At 63.9% G+C, this 17611-nt stretch carries 15 protein-coding genes; 11 read left to right on the forward strand and 4 right to left on the reverse strand.

Annotated elements, in window-relative coordinates:
* Positions 1 to 79 precede the first annotated feature (79 nt).
* The 8 genes from lon to GS_RS04680 all read left to right on the forward strand — a co-directional run bounded on the left by lon (position 80) and on the right by GS_RS04680 (position 9673).
* On the forward strand, positions 80 to 2398 hold the full coding sequence (gene lon / locus GS_RS04645; RefSeq protein WP_010941591.1) for an endopeptidase La: 2319 nt from the start codon (positions 80 to 82) through the stop codon (positions 2396 to 2398).
* A 6-nt stretch (positions 2399 to 2404) separates the two neighbouring features.
* The gene (locus GS_RS04650) at positions 2405 to 3175 is read left to right on the forward strand and encodes an MlaE family ABC transporter permease (RefSeq protein WP_010941592.1); all 771 of its coding nucleotides are present in this window, start codon (positions 2405 to 2407) and stop codon (positions 3173 to 3175) included.
* Positions 3176 to 3185: 10 nt separating this feature from the next.
* Complete coding sequence (locus GS_RS04655; RefSeq protein WP_010941593.1) at positions 3186 to 3950, forward strand: ABC transporter ATP-binding protein; 765 nt, start codon at positions 3186 to 3188, stop codon at positions 3948 to 3950.
* A gap of 15 nt (positions 3951 to 3965) precedes the next feature.
* Positions 3966 to 5048 carry an MlaD family protein gene (locus GS_RS04660; RefSeq protein WP_010941594.1) on the forward strand — a complete coding sequence of 361 codons (1083 nt, stop codon included), beginning with the start codon at positions 3966 to 3968 and terminating at the stop codon, positions 5046 to 5048.
* 42 nt (positions 5049 to 5090) lie between these two features.
* Positions 5091 to 6587, forward strand: a complete 1497-nt coding sequence (locus GS_RS04665; RefSeq protein ID WP_010941595.1) for a M16 family metallopeptidase — start codon at positions 5091 to 5093, stop codon at positions 6585 to 6587.
* A 37-nt stretch (positions 6588 to 6624) separates the two neighbouring features.
* Positions 6625 to 8061 (forward strand): M16 family metallopeptidase, encoded by a 1437-nt coding sequence (locus GS_RS04670; protein WP_010941596.1) that lies wholly within the window; start codon positions 6625 to 6627, stop codon positions 8059 to 8061.
* A 16-nt stretch (positions 8062 to 8077) separates the two neighbouring features.
* Positions 8078 to 8185, forward strand: coding sequence for an RCKP-type rubredoxin-like domain-containing protein (locus GS_RS04675; RefSeq protein ID WP_010941597.1), 108 nt, complete (start codon positions 8078 to 8080; stop codon positions 8183 to 8185).
* A gap of 216 nt (positions 8186 to 8401) precedes the next feature.
* On the forward strand, positions 8402 to 9673 hold the full coding sequence (locus GS_RS04680) for a rhodanese-like domain-containing protein (protein ID WP_010941598.1): 1272 nt from the start codon (positions 8402 to 8404) through the stop codon (positions 9671 to 9673).
* Positions 9674 to 9788: 115 nt separating this feature from the next.
* On the opposite strand, the gene GS_RS04685 is transcribed toward GS_RS04680, so the two are convergent.
* The 3 genes from GS_RS04685 to upp form a co-directional block, all read right to left on the reverse strand.
* Positions 9789 to 10694 (reverse strand): YceI family protein, encoded by a 906-nt coding sequence (locus GS_RS04685; protein WP_010941599.1) that lies wholly within the window; start codon positions 10692 to 10694, stop codon positions 9789 to 9791.
* Between the two features lie 69 nt (positions 10695 to 10763).
* A complete protein-coding gene (locus GS_RS04690; RefSeq protein ID WP_010941600.1) occupies positions 10764 to 12014 on the reverse strand; it encodes a uracil-xanthine permease family protein in 1251 nt (416 codons plus the stop codon).
* Between the two features lie 18 nt (positions 12015 to 12032).
* Positions 12033 to 12662: a uracil phosphoribosyltransferase gene (upp, locus tag GS_RS04695; RefSeq protein ID WP_010941601.1), complete on the reverse strand. Its 630-nt coding sequence runs from the start codon at positions 12660 to 12662 to the stop codon at positions 12033 to 12035.
* A 192-nt stretch (positions 12663 to 12854) separates the two neighbouring features.
* Between upp and GS_RS04700 the strand changes: the two genes are divergently transcribed.
* A complete protein-coding gene (locus GS_RS04700; RefSeq protein ID WP_010941602.1) occupies positions 12855 to 13484 on the forward strand; it encodes a hypothetical protein in 630 nt (209 codons plus the stop codon).
* 56 nt (positions 13485 to 13540) lie between these two features.
* On the opposite strand, the gene GS_RS04705 is transcribed toward GS_RS04700, so the two are convergent.
* Positions 13541 to 15127 carry a methyl-accepting chemotaxis protein gene (locus GS_RS04705; RefSeq protein WP_010941603.1) on the reverse strand — a complete coding sequence of 529 codons (1587 nt, stop codon included), beginning with the start codon at positions 15125 to 15127 and terminating at the stop codon, positions 13541 to 13543.
* A gap of 250 nt (positions 15128 to 15377) precedes the next feature.
* Here GS_RS04705 and GS_RS04710 point away from each other — a divergent pair, with 250 nt between their 5' ends.
* On the forward strand, positions 15378 to 16073 hold the full coding sequence (locus GS_RS04710; protein WP_010941604.1) for a type 1 glutamine amidotransferase: 696 nt from the start codon (positions 15378 to 15380) through the stop codon (positions 16071 to 16073).
* A 215-nt stretch (positions 16074 to 16288) separates the two neighbouring features.
* Positions 16289 to 17440 (forward strand): homocitrate synthase, encoded by a 1152-nt coding sequence (gene nifV / locus GS_RS04715; RefSeq protein ID WP_010941605.1) that lies wholly within the window; start codon positions 16289 to 16291, stop codon positions 17438 to 17440.
* Positions 17441 to 17611: the final 171 nt, after the last annotated feature.

Consider the following 17611-nt stretch of genomic DNA (forward strand, 5'->3'; position numbering starts at 1 on the left):
TTGACAGGCGCGGCTTCAGAGGCTACTCTTTCTGTACTCTGCCGCCACCGTGAGCCGCTCGACCAGAGGGTCAGTTCCCATGTCCGAGTCCGTGTCGATATCAGTCCCCGCCGTTCTTCCGCTCTTTCCCCTCCGGGAGATCGTCGCCTTTCCCTATATGATCTTCCCGCTGTTCCTCAAGGACGACGAACTGACCGCGTTCGAGGACATGCTCGGCCACGAGCAGATGGTGGTGCTCGCCCGGACCCGGGAAGAGGCGGTGCCCGGCCAGACGCCACAGCTCTGCGAGATCGGCACCCTCTGCAAGGTGAACCAGATCTACCGGCTTCCCGAGGGGGGCGGCAAGGTGGTCCTGGAGGGGGTCGTGCGGGTACGGATCCTGGACGTGGCGGATACGCTTCCCCACATCCAGGTCCGCTGTGAGGTGGTCCACGAGTTCTTCGAGAAGTCAGTGGTTTCCGAAGCTCTGGTCCAGAGTCTCAACGCACTCCTCAAGATCGCTCTTTCGTATGGTCGCCCCCTGCCGGACGACGTCATGAAGATGATCGACCTGATCGACAACCCGGCCCGGCTGGCGGACCTGGTGGCCCTCTACGTGAACCTCCCCCTGGACGAGCAGCAGCGGCTCCTGGAGACCGTGGACCCCCTTGAGCGGCTCAAGAAGGTGTACATGCACCTGACTGCCGAGGTGCAACGGCTCCAGGTGAAGGGCGAAGTGCAGGCCGAAGTGACCCGCCGGGTGGGGAAGAGCCAGAAGGAGTACCTGCTGCGGGAGCAGATGAAGCAGATCCAGGAGGAGCTTGGCGAGGAGGACCCGCGCGGCACCGAGATGACCGAGCTGCGGAGCCGGATCCAGAACGCCGGCATGCCCGACGAGGTCCGCAAGATCGCCGACAAGGAACTCAAGCGGCTGGACCGGATCAATCCTTCGTCCCCCGAATACACGGTGGCCCGCACCTATCTGGACTACCTGGCCGGCATGCCCTGGGGCAGGTCGACGGCGGACAACCATGACATCAACCAGGCCGAGGCGGTGCTGGACGAAGACCACTACGACCTGAAGAAGGTCAAGGAACGGATTCTCGAATACCTGGCCGTCCGGACCCTGCGCGAGAGGATGAAGGGGCCGATCCTCTGCTTCGTGGGCCCGCCGGGGGTGGGAAAGACGAGCCTCGGCAAGTCCATCGCCCGGGCCCTGGGGCGGAAGTTCATCCGGATGTCCCTGGGGGGGATGCGGGACGAGGCGGAAATCCGCGGCCACCGCCGCACCTACATCGGCGCGCTTCCGGGCCGGATCATTCAGGAGATCTTCCGCTGCGGCAGCAACAACCCGGTTTTCATGCTCGACGAGGTGGACAAGATCGGCCTCGATTTCCGAGGCGACCCGGCCAGCGCGCTCCTGGAGGTGCTCGACCCGGAACAGAACAGCACCTTCACCGACCACTATCTGGACGTGCCCTTCGATCTCTCCAACGTCATGTTCATCACCACGGCCAACCTGTTGGACCCGGTGCCGGCGGCCCTCAAGGACCGGATGGAGGTGATCCGGCTCTCGGGCTACACCGACGAGGAGAAGGAAAAGATCGCGGTCCGCTACCTCATCCCCAAGGAGGTTGAGGAAAACGGCCTCTCCGCCACCCCTCCCGCCTTTGCGTCTGCCGCTATTTACAAGATCATCGGCGACTACACCCGGGAGGCCGGGGTGCGCAACCTGCAGCGGAGCATCGCATCGGTCTGCCGCAAGGTGGCCAAGGAGATCACCCAGGGCAAGCCCCTGCGGGAGACCATCACCCCCGAGGTGGTGGAGGAGTTTCTGGGGCCCCGCACCTTCTTCAACGAGGTGGCGGCGGAACAGGATCGGGTCGGCGTGGTGACGGGGCTCGCCTGGACCGAGACCGGCGGGGACATTCTCTTCGTGGAGGCGACCCGCATGAAGGGGAAGCGGGATCTGATCCTGACCGGCAGCCTGGGGGACGTGATGAAGGAGTCGGCCCGGACCGCCCTTTCCTACGTGCGCGCCACCTGCGCGGACTGGGGGATCGACGAGGGGGCCTTCGAGGACAGCGATCTCCACATCCACGTGCCGGCCGGGGCTATTCCCAAGGACGGCCCGTCCGCCGGGCTCACCATGGTGACCGCCATCGTGTCGCTGCTGTCGGGACGGCCGGCCCGGCGCGACGTGGCCATGACCGGCGAGATCAGCCTCACCGGCCGGGCGCTGGCCATCGGCGGCCTTAAGGAGAAGGTCCTGGCGGCCCGGCGGGCCGGGGTCAAGACCGTGGTGGCGCCCTCGCGCAACCGGGAGAACCTTGAGGATATCCCCGACGACGTGAAGAACGAGCTTACCTTCATCTTTGTGGATGACGTGCATGAGGCGGTGGCTGCCGCGCTCCAGTGACAACCGATGCCATTGACCTCCATTGAACACACCGTCAAAAGCTTCCTCGCCGAATTCCAGGCGTTCTGCGTCCTGTCGCTCAGGGCCGTGGTGCGCATCTTCCGCCGCCCCGGCTACTACCGGGAATTCGTCATCCAGTTCGACAAGATGGGCGTCGGCTCCCTCTTCATCATCTGCCTCACGGGACTGTTCACCGGCATGGTCATGGCGCTCCAGGCCCTGATCCAGCTCAAGCCCTTCGCCGCCACCAGCTACGTGGGGGGGATGGTGGCGGTAACCATGGTAAAGGAGCTGGGGCCGGTCCTCTCGTCCCTCATGGTCGCGGGCCGGGTCGGCTCGTCCATCACCGCCGAGCTGGGCACCATGGTGGTGACCGAGCAGGTGGACGCCATGCGGGTGGAGGGGACCGACATCGTCAGCCGGCTGGTCACCTCCCGCCTCAAGGCACTGATGCTGGCCATGCCCATGCTCGCCCTGGTCACCGACGCGGTGGCCCTGCTGGGCGGGTACATCATTGCGGCGGGGTATGACATCAACCTCCTCATGTACTGGAAGTCACTGCCCCAGTTCATGGTGTTCCAGGACCTCATCGAGGGGGTGATGAAACCCTTTGTCTTCGGTACGCTCATCGCGCTCATCGGCTGTTACGTGGGGCTTTCCACCAGCGGCGGCGCCGAGGGGGTGGGGACGTCGGCCAAGCGGGCAGTGGTTCTCTCATCGGTCATGGTGTTGGTGGCCGATTTTTTCATGACCAAGATATTTATTGTGTTCCGGTGAGGGCGACGACGTGAGCGGCGGCGAACAGGGCATCAGGATGGACAAGGTTTCCTACTCCGTGGGCGGGCGGACGATCCTCACGGAGTTCGACCTGTTTCTCGCGCCGGGCGTGAACCGCACCATCCTGGGACGGAGCGGGGCCGGCAAGACCACCATCCTGCGGCTCATGCTGGGACTGATCCGCCCCCAGGCCGGGACCATCTCCATCGACGGCATCCCCATCGGGAGCCTGAGCGAGAGCGAGCTGATCCGGCTCCGGAAGCAGATCGCCATCGTCTTTCAGGGGGGGGCGCTCTTCGATTCTCTCACGGTGGGAGAAAACGTGGGCTACCGGCTGCTGGAGGAGGGGCGCCTCGGCGAGGGGGAGATTGAGCGGATCGTGCTTGAGAAGCTCTCCTTCGTGGGGCTCGAGCACTCCATCGACCTCTATCCGGCAGAGCTCTCCGGCGGCATGAAAAAGCGGGTGGCCATCGCCCGGGCCCTGGCCGCCGAGCCGCGCTACATCTTTTTCGACGAGCCCACCACCGGCCTCGACCCGGTGGGGGTCTACAACATCCAGCACCTGATGCTCCGCCTGCAGGGGGAGGGAAAAACCACCCTGATGGTCACCCATGACCTGGAAACCGCTTTCGCCGTGTCCGAGCGATTTTCGTTCCTCCACGAAGCGCGGCTCCTCTTCGAGGGGACCGAGGAGGAGATGCGCCGGTGCGCCGTACCCGATATCCGCGAGTTCCTGACGCCGTCGGAGGCGTCGCTCTTCAGGAACAGCGACTAGAACAGAGGACAGTTCATGAAACGAAGCGACACCATATCGTGGTCCCAGGTGCGGGGCGGGCTTTTCGTCCTGGCGGCCCTGGCCTTTTTTGCCGGCGGGGTCCTGATCATGGGGGACAAGACCAAGTTCTTCGTGCCCAAGGGGAGGCTGTCGGTGATCATGACCGACGTGGCCGGACTCAAGGTGGGTGCTCCGGTCTGGCTGGCCGGGGTCGATGTGGGCATCGTCACCGACATCCGTTTCGAGCGCCCCGAGCAGAGCAATGAGGTGGAGGCGGTGCTTGAGGTGGACGAGGAGGCCCTGAAGAAGATCGGCCGCGACTCGGTCATCACCGTCAAGACCCGCGGACTCCTGGGGGAAAAGTACGTTGACATCACCCCCACCCGCCAGATCATCGCCACACCCGTGACGCGGCTCCAGGGCACCAGCCTCCCCAAGCTCGACGACGTGGTCCAGAAGGCGGGCGAGGCCTTTGAGCGGGTCAACGCCGTGGTGGCCAAGACCGAGCGGGGCGAGGGGACCCTGGGACGTTTCGCCAGCGATCCCAAGCTCTACGACAACCTGGTGCGGCTCACGGTGGAACTGAACACCATCGCCGGATCAGTGAACCGGGGCGAGGGTACCCTCGGCATGCTCAACCGGAGCCGTGAGCCCTATGACCGGCTCATGAAGATCCTGTCCCGCGCCGACGACACCCTGGCGGAGATCCAGTCGTCGGAAGGGACCCTGAGCAAGCTCATTCGCGACCGTGAGCTCTACGACAAGCTGGTGGCGGTGGCCGACAAGGCCGGCGGTGCCGCGGACGAGGTGCGGGAGCTGAACCGCAAGCTGGTGGCCAAGGAGGGAACCCTGGGGCTCCTCCTGGCCGACCGGGGCTTCTACGACAAGGGGATGAGCCTCATCGACCGGGCCGACCGCTCCCTTTCCTCCCTGGAAGAGATCACCACGCGCCTCCAGCGGGGCGAGGGGACCGCCGGCAAGCTCCTGTCGGACAAGGAGCTCTACGACAAGCTCAACCGGATGGTGGACGACCTGGACCTGCTCGTCAGGGACATCAAGGAAAACCCCAAGCGGTACGTGAAGTTTTCGCTGTTCTGACGGCCGGAACGACCCGGCAATCACTTTCAACTGAGGTAGGACATGAAAAGATCGGCTATGTGCATCGCAGTGCAAATACTGCTGGCGTTGGTTGTCATCCTCCCGGCCCTCGGCGCGGGCCTTGAGGAGCGGGTGCGGGAGCATACCCTGAAAAACGGGATGAAGCTCCTCATGGTTGAGCGCCATACTTCCCCCACGGTGGCGGCGTGGATCCGGTTCCGGGTGGGGAGCGTGGACGAGCGCAGCGACGAGCGGGGAATCGCCCACCTGCTGGAACACATGCTGTTCAAGGGGACCAAGACCCTCGGCACGAAGGATTATGCCGCCGAAAAGCCGCTCCTGGACAAGATCGAGGAAACGGCCCAGGCCCTGATCGCCGAGAAGGCCAAGGGCGCCCGGGCCGACGCCGGCCGGGTGGATGAACTCGGCAAGAAGCTCAATGCCCTGGAGGCCGATGCCGGGAAGTACGTGATCAAGGAGGAGTTCGCCGAGATCTACGCCCGCAACGGCGGGGCCGGCTACAACGCCATGACCGGCAAGGACGGCACCACCTACCTCATCAACATGCCTTCCAACAAGCTGGAGCTCTGGGCCGCCATCGAGGGGGACCGGATGCAGAACGCGGTGCTGCGCGAGTTCTACACCGAGCGCGACGTGGTCATGGAGGAGCGGCGCCGCTCCTACGACACGGAGCCGGGGTCCAAGCTCTGGGAGACTTTCGTGGCCGTCACCTACAATGCCCACCCCTACGGTCAGCCGATCATCGGCTGGATGTCCGATCTGGAGAACCTGACCAGGACCAAGGCCGAGGAGTTCTTCCGCCGCTACTACAAGCCCAACAACGCCATCGTTGCCCTGGTGGGGGACATCGACCCGGACAAGACCATCGCCCTGGTTGAGAAGTACTTCGGCGATATCCCGCCCGGGACCCTGGTGGGACCGGTGGCCGTGGTGGAGCCCGCCCAGCAGGGCGAGCGTCGGGTGGAGATCCTGGCCGACGCGGAGCCGGAACTGCTTGTCGGCTTCCACAAGCCCACCCTGCCCAATCCCGACGACTACGTCTTCGACGTGATCGACATGATCCTGGCCGACGGCCGCACCTCGCGCCTCTACAAGAAGCTGGTGGTGGAGAAGCAGCTGGCCGCCGAGGTCTCAACCTTTTCTGCCCCGGGAAGCCGCTATCCCAACCTCTTCGTGCTGGCCGCCACCCCCCGCGCGCCCCACACGGCGAAGGAGGTGGAGGATGCCATCTACGAGGAGCTGGAGCGGCTCAAGAAGGAGCCCATGACCGAGCGGGAGCTGGCGCAGATCCTCAATCGCCTGGAATACGAGGAAAGCCGGCAGATGATCTCCAACGGCGGGCTCGCCCGCAACCTGACCGAGTATGAAGCGGTCACCGGCTCATGGCGGTACTTGATCGAGCACCGCAAAGAGGTGGCCAAGGTGACCCCCGACGACGTGATCCGGGTGGCCCGGAAGTATTTCGTCCGCGAGAACCGGACCGTGGGGGTCATCACGAAGAAAGAAGACGTAAAGTAGCGGCACAGCCAACCTTATCGCGAACGAGGACGCACGAATGACCATTACGCAACGTTTCGCCCTGTTCTTAGCATTTCTGGTACTCGTACCCCTTGCCGCCCTGGGCGCCGAGGCGCCCAAAACAGCAAAGGCCGACCCCCGCACCATGACCTTCCCGCAGCCGGCCTTCGAGGTCCCCCGGACCGAGCGGGCGGTGCTGAAAAACGGCATGGTCGTCCACATGCTCCCGGACCGGGAGCTGCCCGTGGTGAGCCTCACGGCCTACGTGAACGTGGGGAGCATCTATGAGCCGGCCGACAAGGCGGGCCTTGCCGGGCTCACCGGTGCGGTCATGCGGAGCGGCGGCACCAGGGATATGGCCCCCGAGGCCCTGGACGCGGAGCTTGAGTTCATGGCCTCCTCGGTGGAGGGGGGTATCGGCAGCGATGCGGGGAATGTCTCCCTGGCGTCCCTGTCCCGCAACCTTCCCCGGACCCTGGAACTGTTCGCCCGGGTGATGATGAACCCGGCCTTCCGGGAAGACCGGGTTACCCTGGCAAAGAACCGGACCATCGAGGCCATCCGCCGCCAGAATGACGATTCCAAGGGAATCGCCGACCGTGAACTCCAGAAGGCCCTCTATCCCGGCCACCCCCTGGGGCGCTTCCCTACGGTGGCCACGGTCCAGTCCATCACCCGCGACGATCTGGCGGCGTTTCACGACCGCTATTTCCGCCCCGGTAATGTTGTCATCGCCGCTGCCGGCGACTTTGACCCCAAGGAACTGGTGAAGCTCCTGGAAAAGGCCTTTGCAGGCTGGAAGGAAGAGAAGGTCGATTTCCCGCCCGTGGCCGAACCGTCCCGGGAGATGAAGCCCGCCGTGCTCCTGGCGCGCAAGGAGGTGAACCAGTCGGCCATCCGCATGGGGCACCTGGGGATCGACAAGAACAACCCGGATCTCTACGCCATCAGGGTCATGGACTACATCCTGGGGGGCGGCTTCACCTCGCGCCTCACCACCGAGATCCGCTCCAACCAGGGGCTGGCCTACAACGTGGGTGCGTCCTTCGACGTGGGGCGCCGCTTCGTGGGCACCTTCGAGGCCGAGACCGAGACCAAGAGCGGATCCACTGCCAAGGCCATCGGCCTCATGCGGGACATCATCGACGGCATGCGCAAGGAACCGGTGACCGACCAGGAGCTGAACCTGGCCAAGGAGGCGATCATCAACTCCTTCATCTTCGGTTTCGCCCGTCCCGACTTCATAGCCAACCAGCGGGCCCGGCTCGAATTCTACGGCTATCCCGACGGCTATCTGGAAAACTACCGGGCCAATATCGCCCGGGTCACCAAGGAGGATGTCCTCCGCGCGGCGCGGACCTACCTGCACCCTGATCGACTGATCATTCTCGTGGTTGGTGAAGACAAGACATTCGACAAACCCCTCTCCACCTTCGGCACGGTTCAGGAGATCAAGCTGGAGAACGGGAAGTAAGAAAGGAGACAACTGTATGGCAACCTGGAAGTGCGGAACCTGCGGCTTCACCAAAGAGGGGCGCTGCAAGCCCCAGAAGTGTCCCCAGTGTCAGGAAAAGGGGAATTTCGAGAAGCAGGAGTGATACTGAGAAAGGCGGCCCATGGGCCGCCTTTTTTCTGTTGATGACGATAAGTTGACGTAGTCGGGATGTGAATTCATCCTGTTGCGTGTCGTGGGTAAGGTGTATAAATCCTGCGGATTATTGATGTTTGCGTACCCGGTGTATTTCTGCTGTATTTTGGTACCTTGTTTGCATTTTGAGGAGCCATCACACTTTTCAAGGAGGCACGTTACGCCTATGAAAACAAAGGGCTGGGGTGCGCTGGCAGTGCTCCCCCTGGCGCTCGCACTCGCCGGAAACGTGGCGGCGGAAGAGGTCAAGGGGAAGGTTAAAACCGTTTCGGTAAAGGCGGGGCAGATATCCCTCACAGTGGAGAGCAAAGGGGTGATGCTCTTCAGGGTGACCGACGGGACAACATTCGCCAATGCGGCATCGATCAGGGAGATTCACGCCGATGATCTCCTGCAGGTCGATTATCGGGTTGACGGCTTCGACAACGTGGCAAAGGCCGTTGCCAAGGTCGTCGCCAAGCTGCCGGAAGGCGTCACCGCGATGGACACCAGGGAACTGGAGGCCCTGGTGGCCAAGGGAACGGAGGAGGGGGGATATCTGCTGATCGACTCCCGTCCCGCCGGAAAGTACAATGAGGCCCATATCCCGACGGCCGTATCGATTCCCTTTGCCGAGCTCGAAAAGAACCCCGCGCTTCTGACGGCGTCGAAAGACCGGCTTCTGGTGTTCTACTGCGGTGGCGTCACCTGAGTACTCAGTCCCAAATCCGCCGGTCTGGCGAAAAAATCGGGATACGAGAAGGTCCGCGTCTATCTGGACGGCGAACCGGAGTGGAAAAAGGCCGAACTGCCCCTGGAGTCGAGCCTGGCATTTGTTGAAAAGGGGAATATCGTTCTCATTGACCTGCGGTCCCCCGAGAAGGTGGCCGCGGGCCACATCCCCGGCGCCGTCGGCATCCCCGCCGCGGACCTCGCCGCCGCGCAGGCAAAATTTCCCGCCTACAGGGGAGCCCACCTGGTCTTCTATTCGGACAGTGCCGAGGACCTCAGCCAGGCCCTTGAACTGGCACGGGACTGGAATTACAAGAACGCTACCATTTTCCCGGGCGGGATCGGTGCCTGGCAGAAGGCCGGCAAGCACCTGAAGACCGGTGCCGCGGCCGCAACTGTCACATATGTGAAAAAGCTTGCCCCGGGCGAGGTCGGCACAGAGGACTTTCAGGCGGCGCTAAAGGACGGCAGGACGGTCGTCATCGACGCCCGTGCCCCCGGCGAGTTCGAAAAGGGACATTTCAAGGGAGCGGTCAATATCCCGGCGGAGGAGGCAGCGAAGCGGCTGGCCGAGATTCCCGCCGACCGGCCCGTACTCGTCCATTGCTCTACCGGCACCCGGGCAGAGATGGTCTACGACCTGGTGAAGGACAAAGGGTACAATCTCAAATACCTAAAGGCCGGCGTGGAGTTTGCCGCCGACGGAAGCTACACCATCAGCGAGTAGCGTCTGGCGGGACAGTGCCGGTTTCGGAGGAGCAGGGGGCACCGGAAGGGCGGGACACCGGCGGCATGCCGGTTGTCTGTCGGCCGTTCCGGTGCCCCTTTCGTTTATCGCCCCCTCAGTATCCTACCACGTGGAGTTCCACGCTGATCAGGTCGTTGACCAGGTGCATCCCCAGTTTTTCGAAGAGTTTGCCCGAGCCGTAGTTGACGTTCCAGCGGGTCCGGTCCAGGTCGAGGCATCCCTGGGCCGTGACGCCGCCGTCCTGCCGGGGTGCGATGAGGGCGGGACAGGCGACGGGGTGGCTCGTTCCCCTGATGGTGAGAGAGCCCGTGATCCGGTAGTTGGGGGTGCCGGGGGTGGCGTCCGGCAGCGGCTCGGCCCCGGTCAGGTCAAAGGTGGCGGTGGGGTGGCGGGCGGTGTCGAAGAAGTCGTCCGATTGCAGGTGGGCGACCAGCAGGCGGTTGAGGGCGCTCTCGGTCAGGTCGGCGTTGGCGATGGTGGTCATGTCGATGGTTACCCGCCCCCGGACGGGCACTCCCCGGGACACCGTCAGTTCGCCGCTTGCCACGGCGATGGTGCCGTGGTGTCGACCGTTGATATTACGGCCTGCCCAGTGGAGCATGCTTTTGGCCGGGTCGACCCGGTAGGTCCCGTCCCGGAGTGTCGGCGCCGGCATGGTCTGCCCGGGGGCTTCGTCCACCGGCAGGCCGGCGGCGCGCCATTCGTGGAGTCCGCCGGTAAAGGCCCGTACGTTGCGATAGCCTGCCGCCGCCAGCTTTTCCGCCGCCACCACCGCATCCCGGGAGCGGCCGCTCGACCCGTAAACCACGATGGCCGCGTCCTTGTCGGCGGTTATGGCCTTCACCTGCTCCAGGAACGTCACCTCGTAGACGCAGGCATTACAGGCGCCTGCCACGTGACACTCCCCGTAGTACTCCTTGGGCAGCACATCGATGACGATCAGCGTTCTCTCGGTTAGCCCCGTACGCAGCTCTTCCCTGTCGATGGTGGCGTCTGCCATGTCGCGCCCCTCACTTTGGTTGGGTGATGGCTAGATGCTACCACGGAGGGAGTGCTCGTCAAGGCGTGCTCAGAATGCCTGCTGGGCGCTGTCTCTTTTCTCCTTGGGCAGGAAGAGGTTCAGGAGCACGGCGGTGATGCCGCAGAGGCTCACCCCCTGGAGAGTCACCCAGCCGGCCTGGAGGGTCAGGCCGCCGATGCCGAATACAAGCACCAGCGACACGATTACCAGGTTGCGGGGGCGGTGCATGTCGACCCGGGCATGGATGAGGGTATTGAGGCCCACGGCGGCAATGCTGCCGAACAGCAGGATCATGATCCCTCCCATGACCGGGGTGGGAATGGACTGGAGCAGGGCGTTGAACTTGCCGAAAAAGGCCATGAGGATGGCGATGCAGGCGGCCCAGGTCATGATGACGGGGTTGTGGTTGCGGGTGATCATGACCGCGCCGGTCACCTCGGAATAGGTGGTCACCGGCGGACCACCGATGAGTCCGGCCACGCAGACCGCCAGCCCGTCGCCGAGCATGGTACGGTGGAGCCCCGGCCGGGCGGTGTAGTCGCGCCCCGTAACGGCCCCGATGGCGATGATGTCGCCCACATGCTCGATGGCCGGGGCCAGCGCCACAGGGATCATGAAGAAGACCGCCGGCCAGCTCCACTGGGGTGCCACGAAGGGGGGCATGGCGAACCAGGGGGCCGCGGCGATGGTGCTGAAGTTCACCAGCCCCAGAAACGCCGAGAGGCTGTAGCCCACTGTAACCCCCGCAAGGATCGGTATGAGCCGGAAGATGCCCTTTGCCTTGAGGGCAATGACCACGGTGGTGGCAAGGGATACGCCGGCCACCAGGAGGGCCGTCTGGTAATCGACCAGCACTGCCTTGCCGTCGCCGGTCTTGCCCATGGCCAGGTTGACCGCCACGCCGGCGAGCCCCAGGCCGATGAGCATGATGATGGGGCCCACCACCACGGGGGGCATGATCCGGTGGATGAATGCGACGCCCCGCATCTTGATGAGCAGCGCCAGCATCAGATAGAGCGCGCCGGAGGCGAAGAGCCCCGACAGGGTGGCCGGGATGCCCCAGGTCTGGACGCTGTAGATGATCGGCGCGATGAACGCGAAGGAGGAGCCAAGGAAGATGGGGACCTTGCGCCCGGTGCACGCCTGGAAGATCAGGGTGCCGATGCCGGCGCCCAGCAGGGCCATGCTCGGGTTGAGCCCGGTGAGGATCGGCACCAGCACGAGGGCGCCGAAGGCGACGAAGAGTATCTGCGCGCCGGCGATGGCCTGGCGCCAGACCGGTTCCTGGTGGTGGGTCATGGCATGCTCCGCGGGAAGTTATTTAGTGCCGAAGATCTTGTCCCCCGCGTCGCCGAGACCGGGGAGGATGTAGCCGTGTTCGTTGAGGCAGCGGTCAATGGCCGCCACGTAGATGTCCACATCGGGATGGGCGGCAGTGACCCGGGCGAGCCCCTCGGGTGCCGCCACCAGCGCCAGGACCCTGATCTGGCGGCAACCGTTGCGCTTGAGCATGCTGATGGTTGCCTCCATGGAGCCGCCCGTGGCGAGCATCGGGTCGAGGATGACGGCCAGCCGTTCGTCAAGCTTGTCCACGAACTTCTCCAGATAGGTGTGTGCTTCGAGGGTCTCCTCGTTGCGGGCGAGTCCCACCACGCTCACCTTGGCGTTGGGGATCATGTCGAGGACCCCGTCGAGCATGCCGATGCCGGCCCGCAGGATGGGCACCACCGTCACCTTCTTCCCCTTGATCTGTTCGATCTCCACCGGGTTGCCGTCCCAGCCGGTGATGGTCCGGACCTCCAGGGGGAAGTCGCCGCACGCCTCGTAGGCCAGCAACCGCGCCAGCTCGGCGGCAAGTTCCCGAAATTTCTTGGTGCTGATATCCGCCTCGCGCATGAGGCCGATCTTGTGCCTGACTAACGGGTGGGTAAGCTCGTGAACGCCCATGGATGCCTCCGTTGTGGTAATTCGCCGGCCGGAAGATTACCCGAATTTGTCAGACAAGTCATCTGAAAAGGGCGCGTCGGCGGCGACGATGCGCCGCGTGGTGCGCCGGCTCCTTTCCGTTGACACTGCGCAACGCGGAAAGGTATCTTGAGCGGGTACCGAACGGAGCCACGGAAGGGGAGCGGGGGCGGCATGAGCAAGGACAAGGACGAGCGGAAGCGACCGCAGCTGCGGTTGGTGGTGAACAACGTGGAGAAGCGGTCGGGACGTCCGGTTGCGGGGGAAGATGATTTCATAACCCTGGACGAACTCATCCTGCGGCGCCACGAGTTTCGTGGTCACTTCTATGCCGGGGTGGGGCGTCTTCAGGAAAAGGCGTACCGCTCTCTGGAGCGCTACCTGGAGCGAAAGGGGTGGGCCTACGGTCTGGATCCCATGCACGGGCGACTCATGGTCATCCCTGCCGGCCTGGTCTGCCCGGAGGCGATCGTGCCCGACAGCTCCCAGCAGGACGAAGTGCTCGTTTTTGCCGGCGAAGACCTGACCGGCGTGGGGCTCTGCCTCTCCCTGGAGATGATTATCCCCTTCTGGAGCGATGATGACGCCGTCATGGAGGACGCGCTGCTCTCGGCGCCGATTCTCCCCTACGGGATGCTCTTCCTGGAGGAGAACCGGCAGGACGGTTACCTGGACCTCATCTATCGCGTGGCGTTGCCCCTCTATCCGCCCGCGCCGACGGTGCGCGTACTTGACAAACTCTTTGCCGTGGCGCGGACCGAATTGGCCGAAACCCTCCGCACCCTGGCCGATTTTTCCGACTGATCCCTAGCGCGACGTTCCCCCGGCGGCTGGCTGCACGCAGCCGCCGGGGGGATGCCTCAGGCACCGATCTTGAATTTACCCACCAGTTCCTGCAGCTCACGCGCCAGGCTGGCCAGCTGGCCGGCCGCCTGAGCGGAGTCCTGCGCACCGCGGGCCGTACTCTGGACCGTATCGGTGATGTCCTGGATGTTCCTGGTGATCTCGCCGGTGGTGGCGTTCTGCTCCTCGGCGGCAGTGGCGATCTGGTTCACCTGCCCAGTCACGTCGGAGACGCGCTGGAGGATCGCCTGGAGCGATTCGCCCGAGCGCGAGGCCTCGTCGGTGCCGCGGGTGACCTCGTGAACTCCCTCTTCCATGGAAGTGACCGCACCGCGGGTCTCCTGCTGGATGCTCTTGATCATGGAGCCGATCTCTTTCGTGGCCCGGGTGGTGCGTTCGGCCAGGGCCCTGACCTCGTCGGCCACCACGGCGAAGCCGCGCCCCTGCTCACCGGCCCGGGCTGCCTCGATGGCGGCGTTGAGGGCCAGCAGATTGGTCTGGTCGGCAATGTCCTCGATAGTGCCGATGATCTCGCCGATCTGGTCGCTCCTGCTGCCGAGGCTTTCCACGGTCCGGGCCGTGTCCTTCACCCGGTCGGCGATGCTCGCCATGACGGCGATGGTCCGTTCCACCACCTCCGCTCCGTCCCGGGCCGTTTCGGTAGCCTGCATGGCGCCGTCGGCGGCGATTGAACAGCTTCCCGCGATCTCCTGGGAGGTGGAGGCCATCTGCTCGCTGGCCGTAGCAACGGTCGTGGCCTGGCCGGCTACCGCTTCCATGCTCCGGGCCATGTCCGCCGACGTAACGTTGAGCTGGCTTGCCGCCGATGCCAGTTGCGCGGCGTTCTGGGCGATGCGGGTGATGATGCCCTGGATGGTCGACGTGAGCCGGTTGATGCCGCCGGCCAGGTTGCCGATCTCGTCCTGGGTCCGCACCGGCAGGACTCTGGTCAGGTCGCCGCCGCCGCTGGCAAGTTCGTCCACCTGGCGCGAGACATCGGCAATGGGTGCGATGATCGTCTTGCTGAAGAAGAAGTACATGCAGGCCAGGAGCACCAGGAAGAAAACTGTTCCCACCACGGCCAGCATGATGAGCAGGTGGCGGGCGCCCTCATAGCCTTCTTCGATGGAGGTGGTGACCAGGAGTCCGCCCAGGTAGGCGGCGCCAGCGTCGTGGCAACTCTGGCAGCGCTGCTCGTTGGGGAAGGGAAGGACCAGGCTCAGGGTGCGCTTGCCGTCCAGGGTCTCCTTGAATTCAAGGGTGCGGCCGGCGGCAATGGCCTGCTGGATCTTGGCGTTGGGGGTCTGGGAGGGGGTTGGCGACACCTCTTTGGCCTGCTCGTCGAAAACCCTGAGGTCCATGATGAAATTCTTGCTCTTGACCGCGGAGATGAAGCGGTCCACTTCCGAGGAGTCGCCCTTCATCATATAGCCGTCAATGTCGTGAATGATGAGCCCGGCCAGATTACGGGCATTCTTGAGCTGAAGATCGAGGGATGATCTGAACTGGAGCCATCCCGCCACCGACCCCAGCGTGAAGAGGCCAAGCGAAAGGCATATCCCGAGAATCGCCAGAACTTTGAATGCCAGCTTTTTACCCAACATTTAAAACCTCCCACTGTAAACAAATGATGAATAAATTGTCGCTTGAGAGCTATAGAATTTATCGGCTGTCGTAAGAAAATGTTTAGTAAAAAAATAAACAACTAATTCATTCTTCAAGATACTTGAATGCCTCCGGAAAGTACTCCATTCCGCTAAGGCCGGAGCAGGCTGTCGGCCCATTCTGTGCATCGAACCCGACAGTGAGTACGCGGTGCCTGTTTCAGCGGCAGCCGCTACGAGGAGGCTCGCCATGCTGGTCATGATCCAGAACGATTCCGAAGTGCCGCCGGGAATCTTCGGTGATTTTCTGCGGGAGGAGCGCATTCCCTTCAGCCTTGTGCATCCCTGCGCCGGCGATCCGCTGCCGCTGCCGGCCGAGGTGACGGCGGCCATCGTGCTGGGCGGCGCCATGGGGGTCCACGACACGGAGAAACATCCGTTTCTCGAAACGGTCAAGGCGTTCATCGGTGGCTGCGTGGCGGCCGGCCGCCCCTACCTGGGCATCTGTCTCGGCGGGCAGCTCCTCGCCGACGTGTTCGGGGCGCCGGTCACCTCCGGTGCCGACGGCGAGAAAGGGACTTTCCCCGTTGACCTGACCGTCGAGGGGGAGCGCGATCCGCTCTTTGCCGGCATTCCCCGGCGTTTCATCACGTTCCAGTGGCATGACGACACCTTTGCCGTTCCCACCGGCGGCGTCCTGCTGGCCTCGTCCGCCGTCTGCCTCCGCCAGGCGTTCCGGGTGGGCGACCGGGCATGGGGGCTCCAGTTCCACCCGGAGGTGAACCGGGAGATCGTTGGCGCCTGGGCCCGGTGGAGCGGGGATACGGCACCGGACGCGGAGAGCTTCCTGGCGGCTTTTGCCGCTGCCGAGACGGAGTATCGGGCGGCGTCCCGGCTGATGCTGGGCAATTTTCTCGTGGCTGCGGGGATGAAGCGAGCCCGATAAGTGGGCCGTCCCTGCCTCTGTGCCCGATATTTGGGCAGACCGGAGGGGGCCGTTTCCCCCGGTGCCGCGCCGGACAGCGGTTTTCCCGATTGCTAGAGCCTGGCACGGCTCGTGCTAATCTAAACGTACATAACCGACAGATTCAGTCTTGCAGGGCATCGGGGCCCCGGAACAGCATTCCGGGGCCTTTTCGTTTGCCGGAAAGGAGCCGGGCCATGGAACATACCCTTAAGCACGAAGTCATCATCGACGACACCACTCTGCGTGACGGCGAACAGACCGCCGGGGTCGTCTTCAGCAAGAAAGAGAAGATAGCCATTGCCCGCATGCTTGACTCCATCGGGGTCCGGGAGTTGGAGTGCGGCATTCCGGCCATGGGAGAGGACGAACGCGCCGCGGTCCGGGCGCTGGTGGACCTGGGGCTCTCTGCCCGGCTCATTACCTGGAACCGGGCGCTGGTGGCCGACATCCAGGCGTCCATCGACTGCGGCATTACCGCGGTGGACATCTCCCTGTCGGTTTCCGACCAGATGATCGCCCACAAGTTGCGCAAGGACCGCCGTTGGGTAAAGGAGCAGCTCAGGCACTCCCTCGGCTTTGCGAAGGAGAAGGGGCTTTACGTTTCAGTGGGAGGGGAGGATTCGAGCCGGGCCGACCTCCTCTTCCTGGTGGAGCTCATGGAGGTCGCCCGCGATATGGGAGCCGACCGGTTCCGCTTTTGCGACACCCTCGGCATTCTCGACCCCTTCACCATGTACGAAAAGGTGCGCACGCTACGAACGGCCGTGCCGGAACTCGATATCGAAGTGCACACCCACAACGACCTGGGGATGGCCACCGCCAATGCAATCGCCGGAATCAAGGCCGGTGCCCGTTTTGTGAACACCACCGTAAACGGCCTTGGCGAACGGGCCGGCAACGCGGCTCTGGAAGAGGTGGTCATGGCGCTCAAGCTCGCCTGCGGGTGTGATCCGGGCATCGACACCCAACGCTTCCATGAGATCTCGCGCTTCGTGGGGCGTGCCTCCCAGCGGCCGGTCCCTCCCTGGAAAGCGGTGGTGGGCGAGCGGGTCTTTTCTCACGAATCGGGGCTCCACGCGGACGGCGTCATCAAGAACCCCCTCAATTACGAGGGATTCGATCCGGCGGAGGTGGGGCTTCGGCGCCACATCGTGGTGGGCAAGCATTCGGGGACGAGCGGTCTCGTGGAGCGGTTCCGGAGCATGGGGGTGGAACTGGCGCGCGAAGAGGCCGCGGAGCTGATGGATGAGGTGCGCGCCGTGGCCCAGCGGCTCAAGCGCCCCCTCTCCGACGGCGATCTCCGCCGGCTCTACGCGGCGGGAAAGCATGACCGCCTGGCAGCATGATGCGCTGATGTTCATGGTTGCATAAATAATGGGCAAACGAGGGGGCGGGCGATCGGCGTGCCCCTTCTTTTCTGGTCGGCAAAATTATCGAAGTAACAATAACATGCCGAAATTACTGTGACGATCCGGTGTGCGCAAGAGTGGCACGGCCTATGCTAAACAAATGACAAA

Source organism: Geobacter sulfurreducens PCA (assembly GCF_000007985.2).
GTDB classification, from domain to species: domain Bacteria; phylum Desulfobacterota; class Desulfuromonadia; order Geobacterales; family Geobacteraceae; genus Geobacter; species Geobacter sulfurreducens.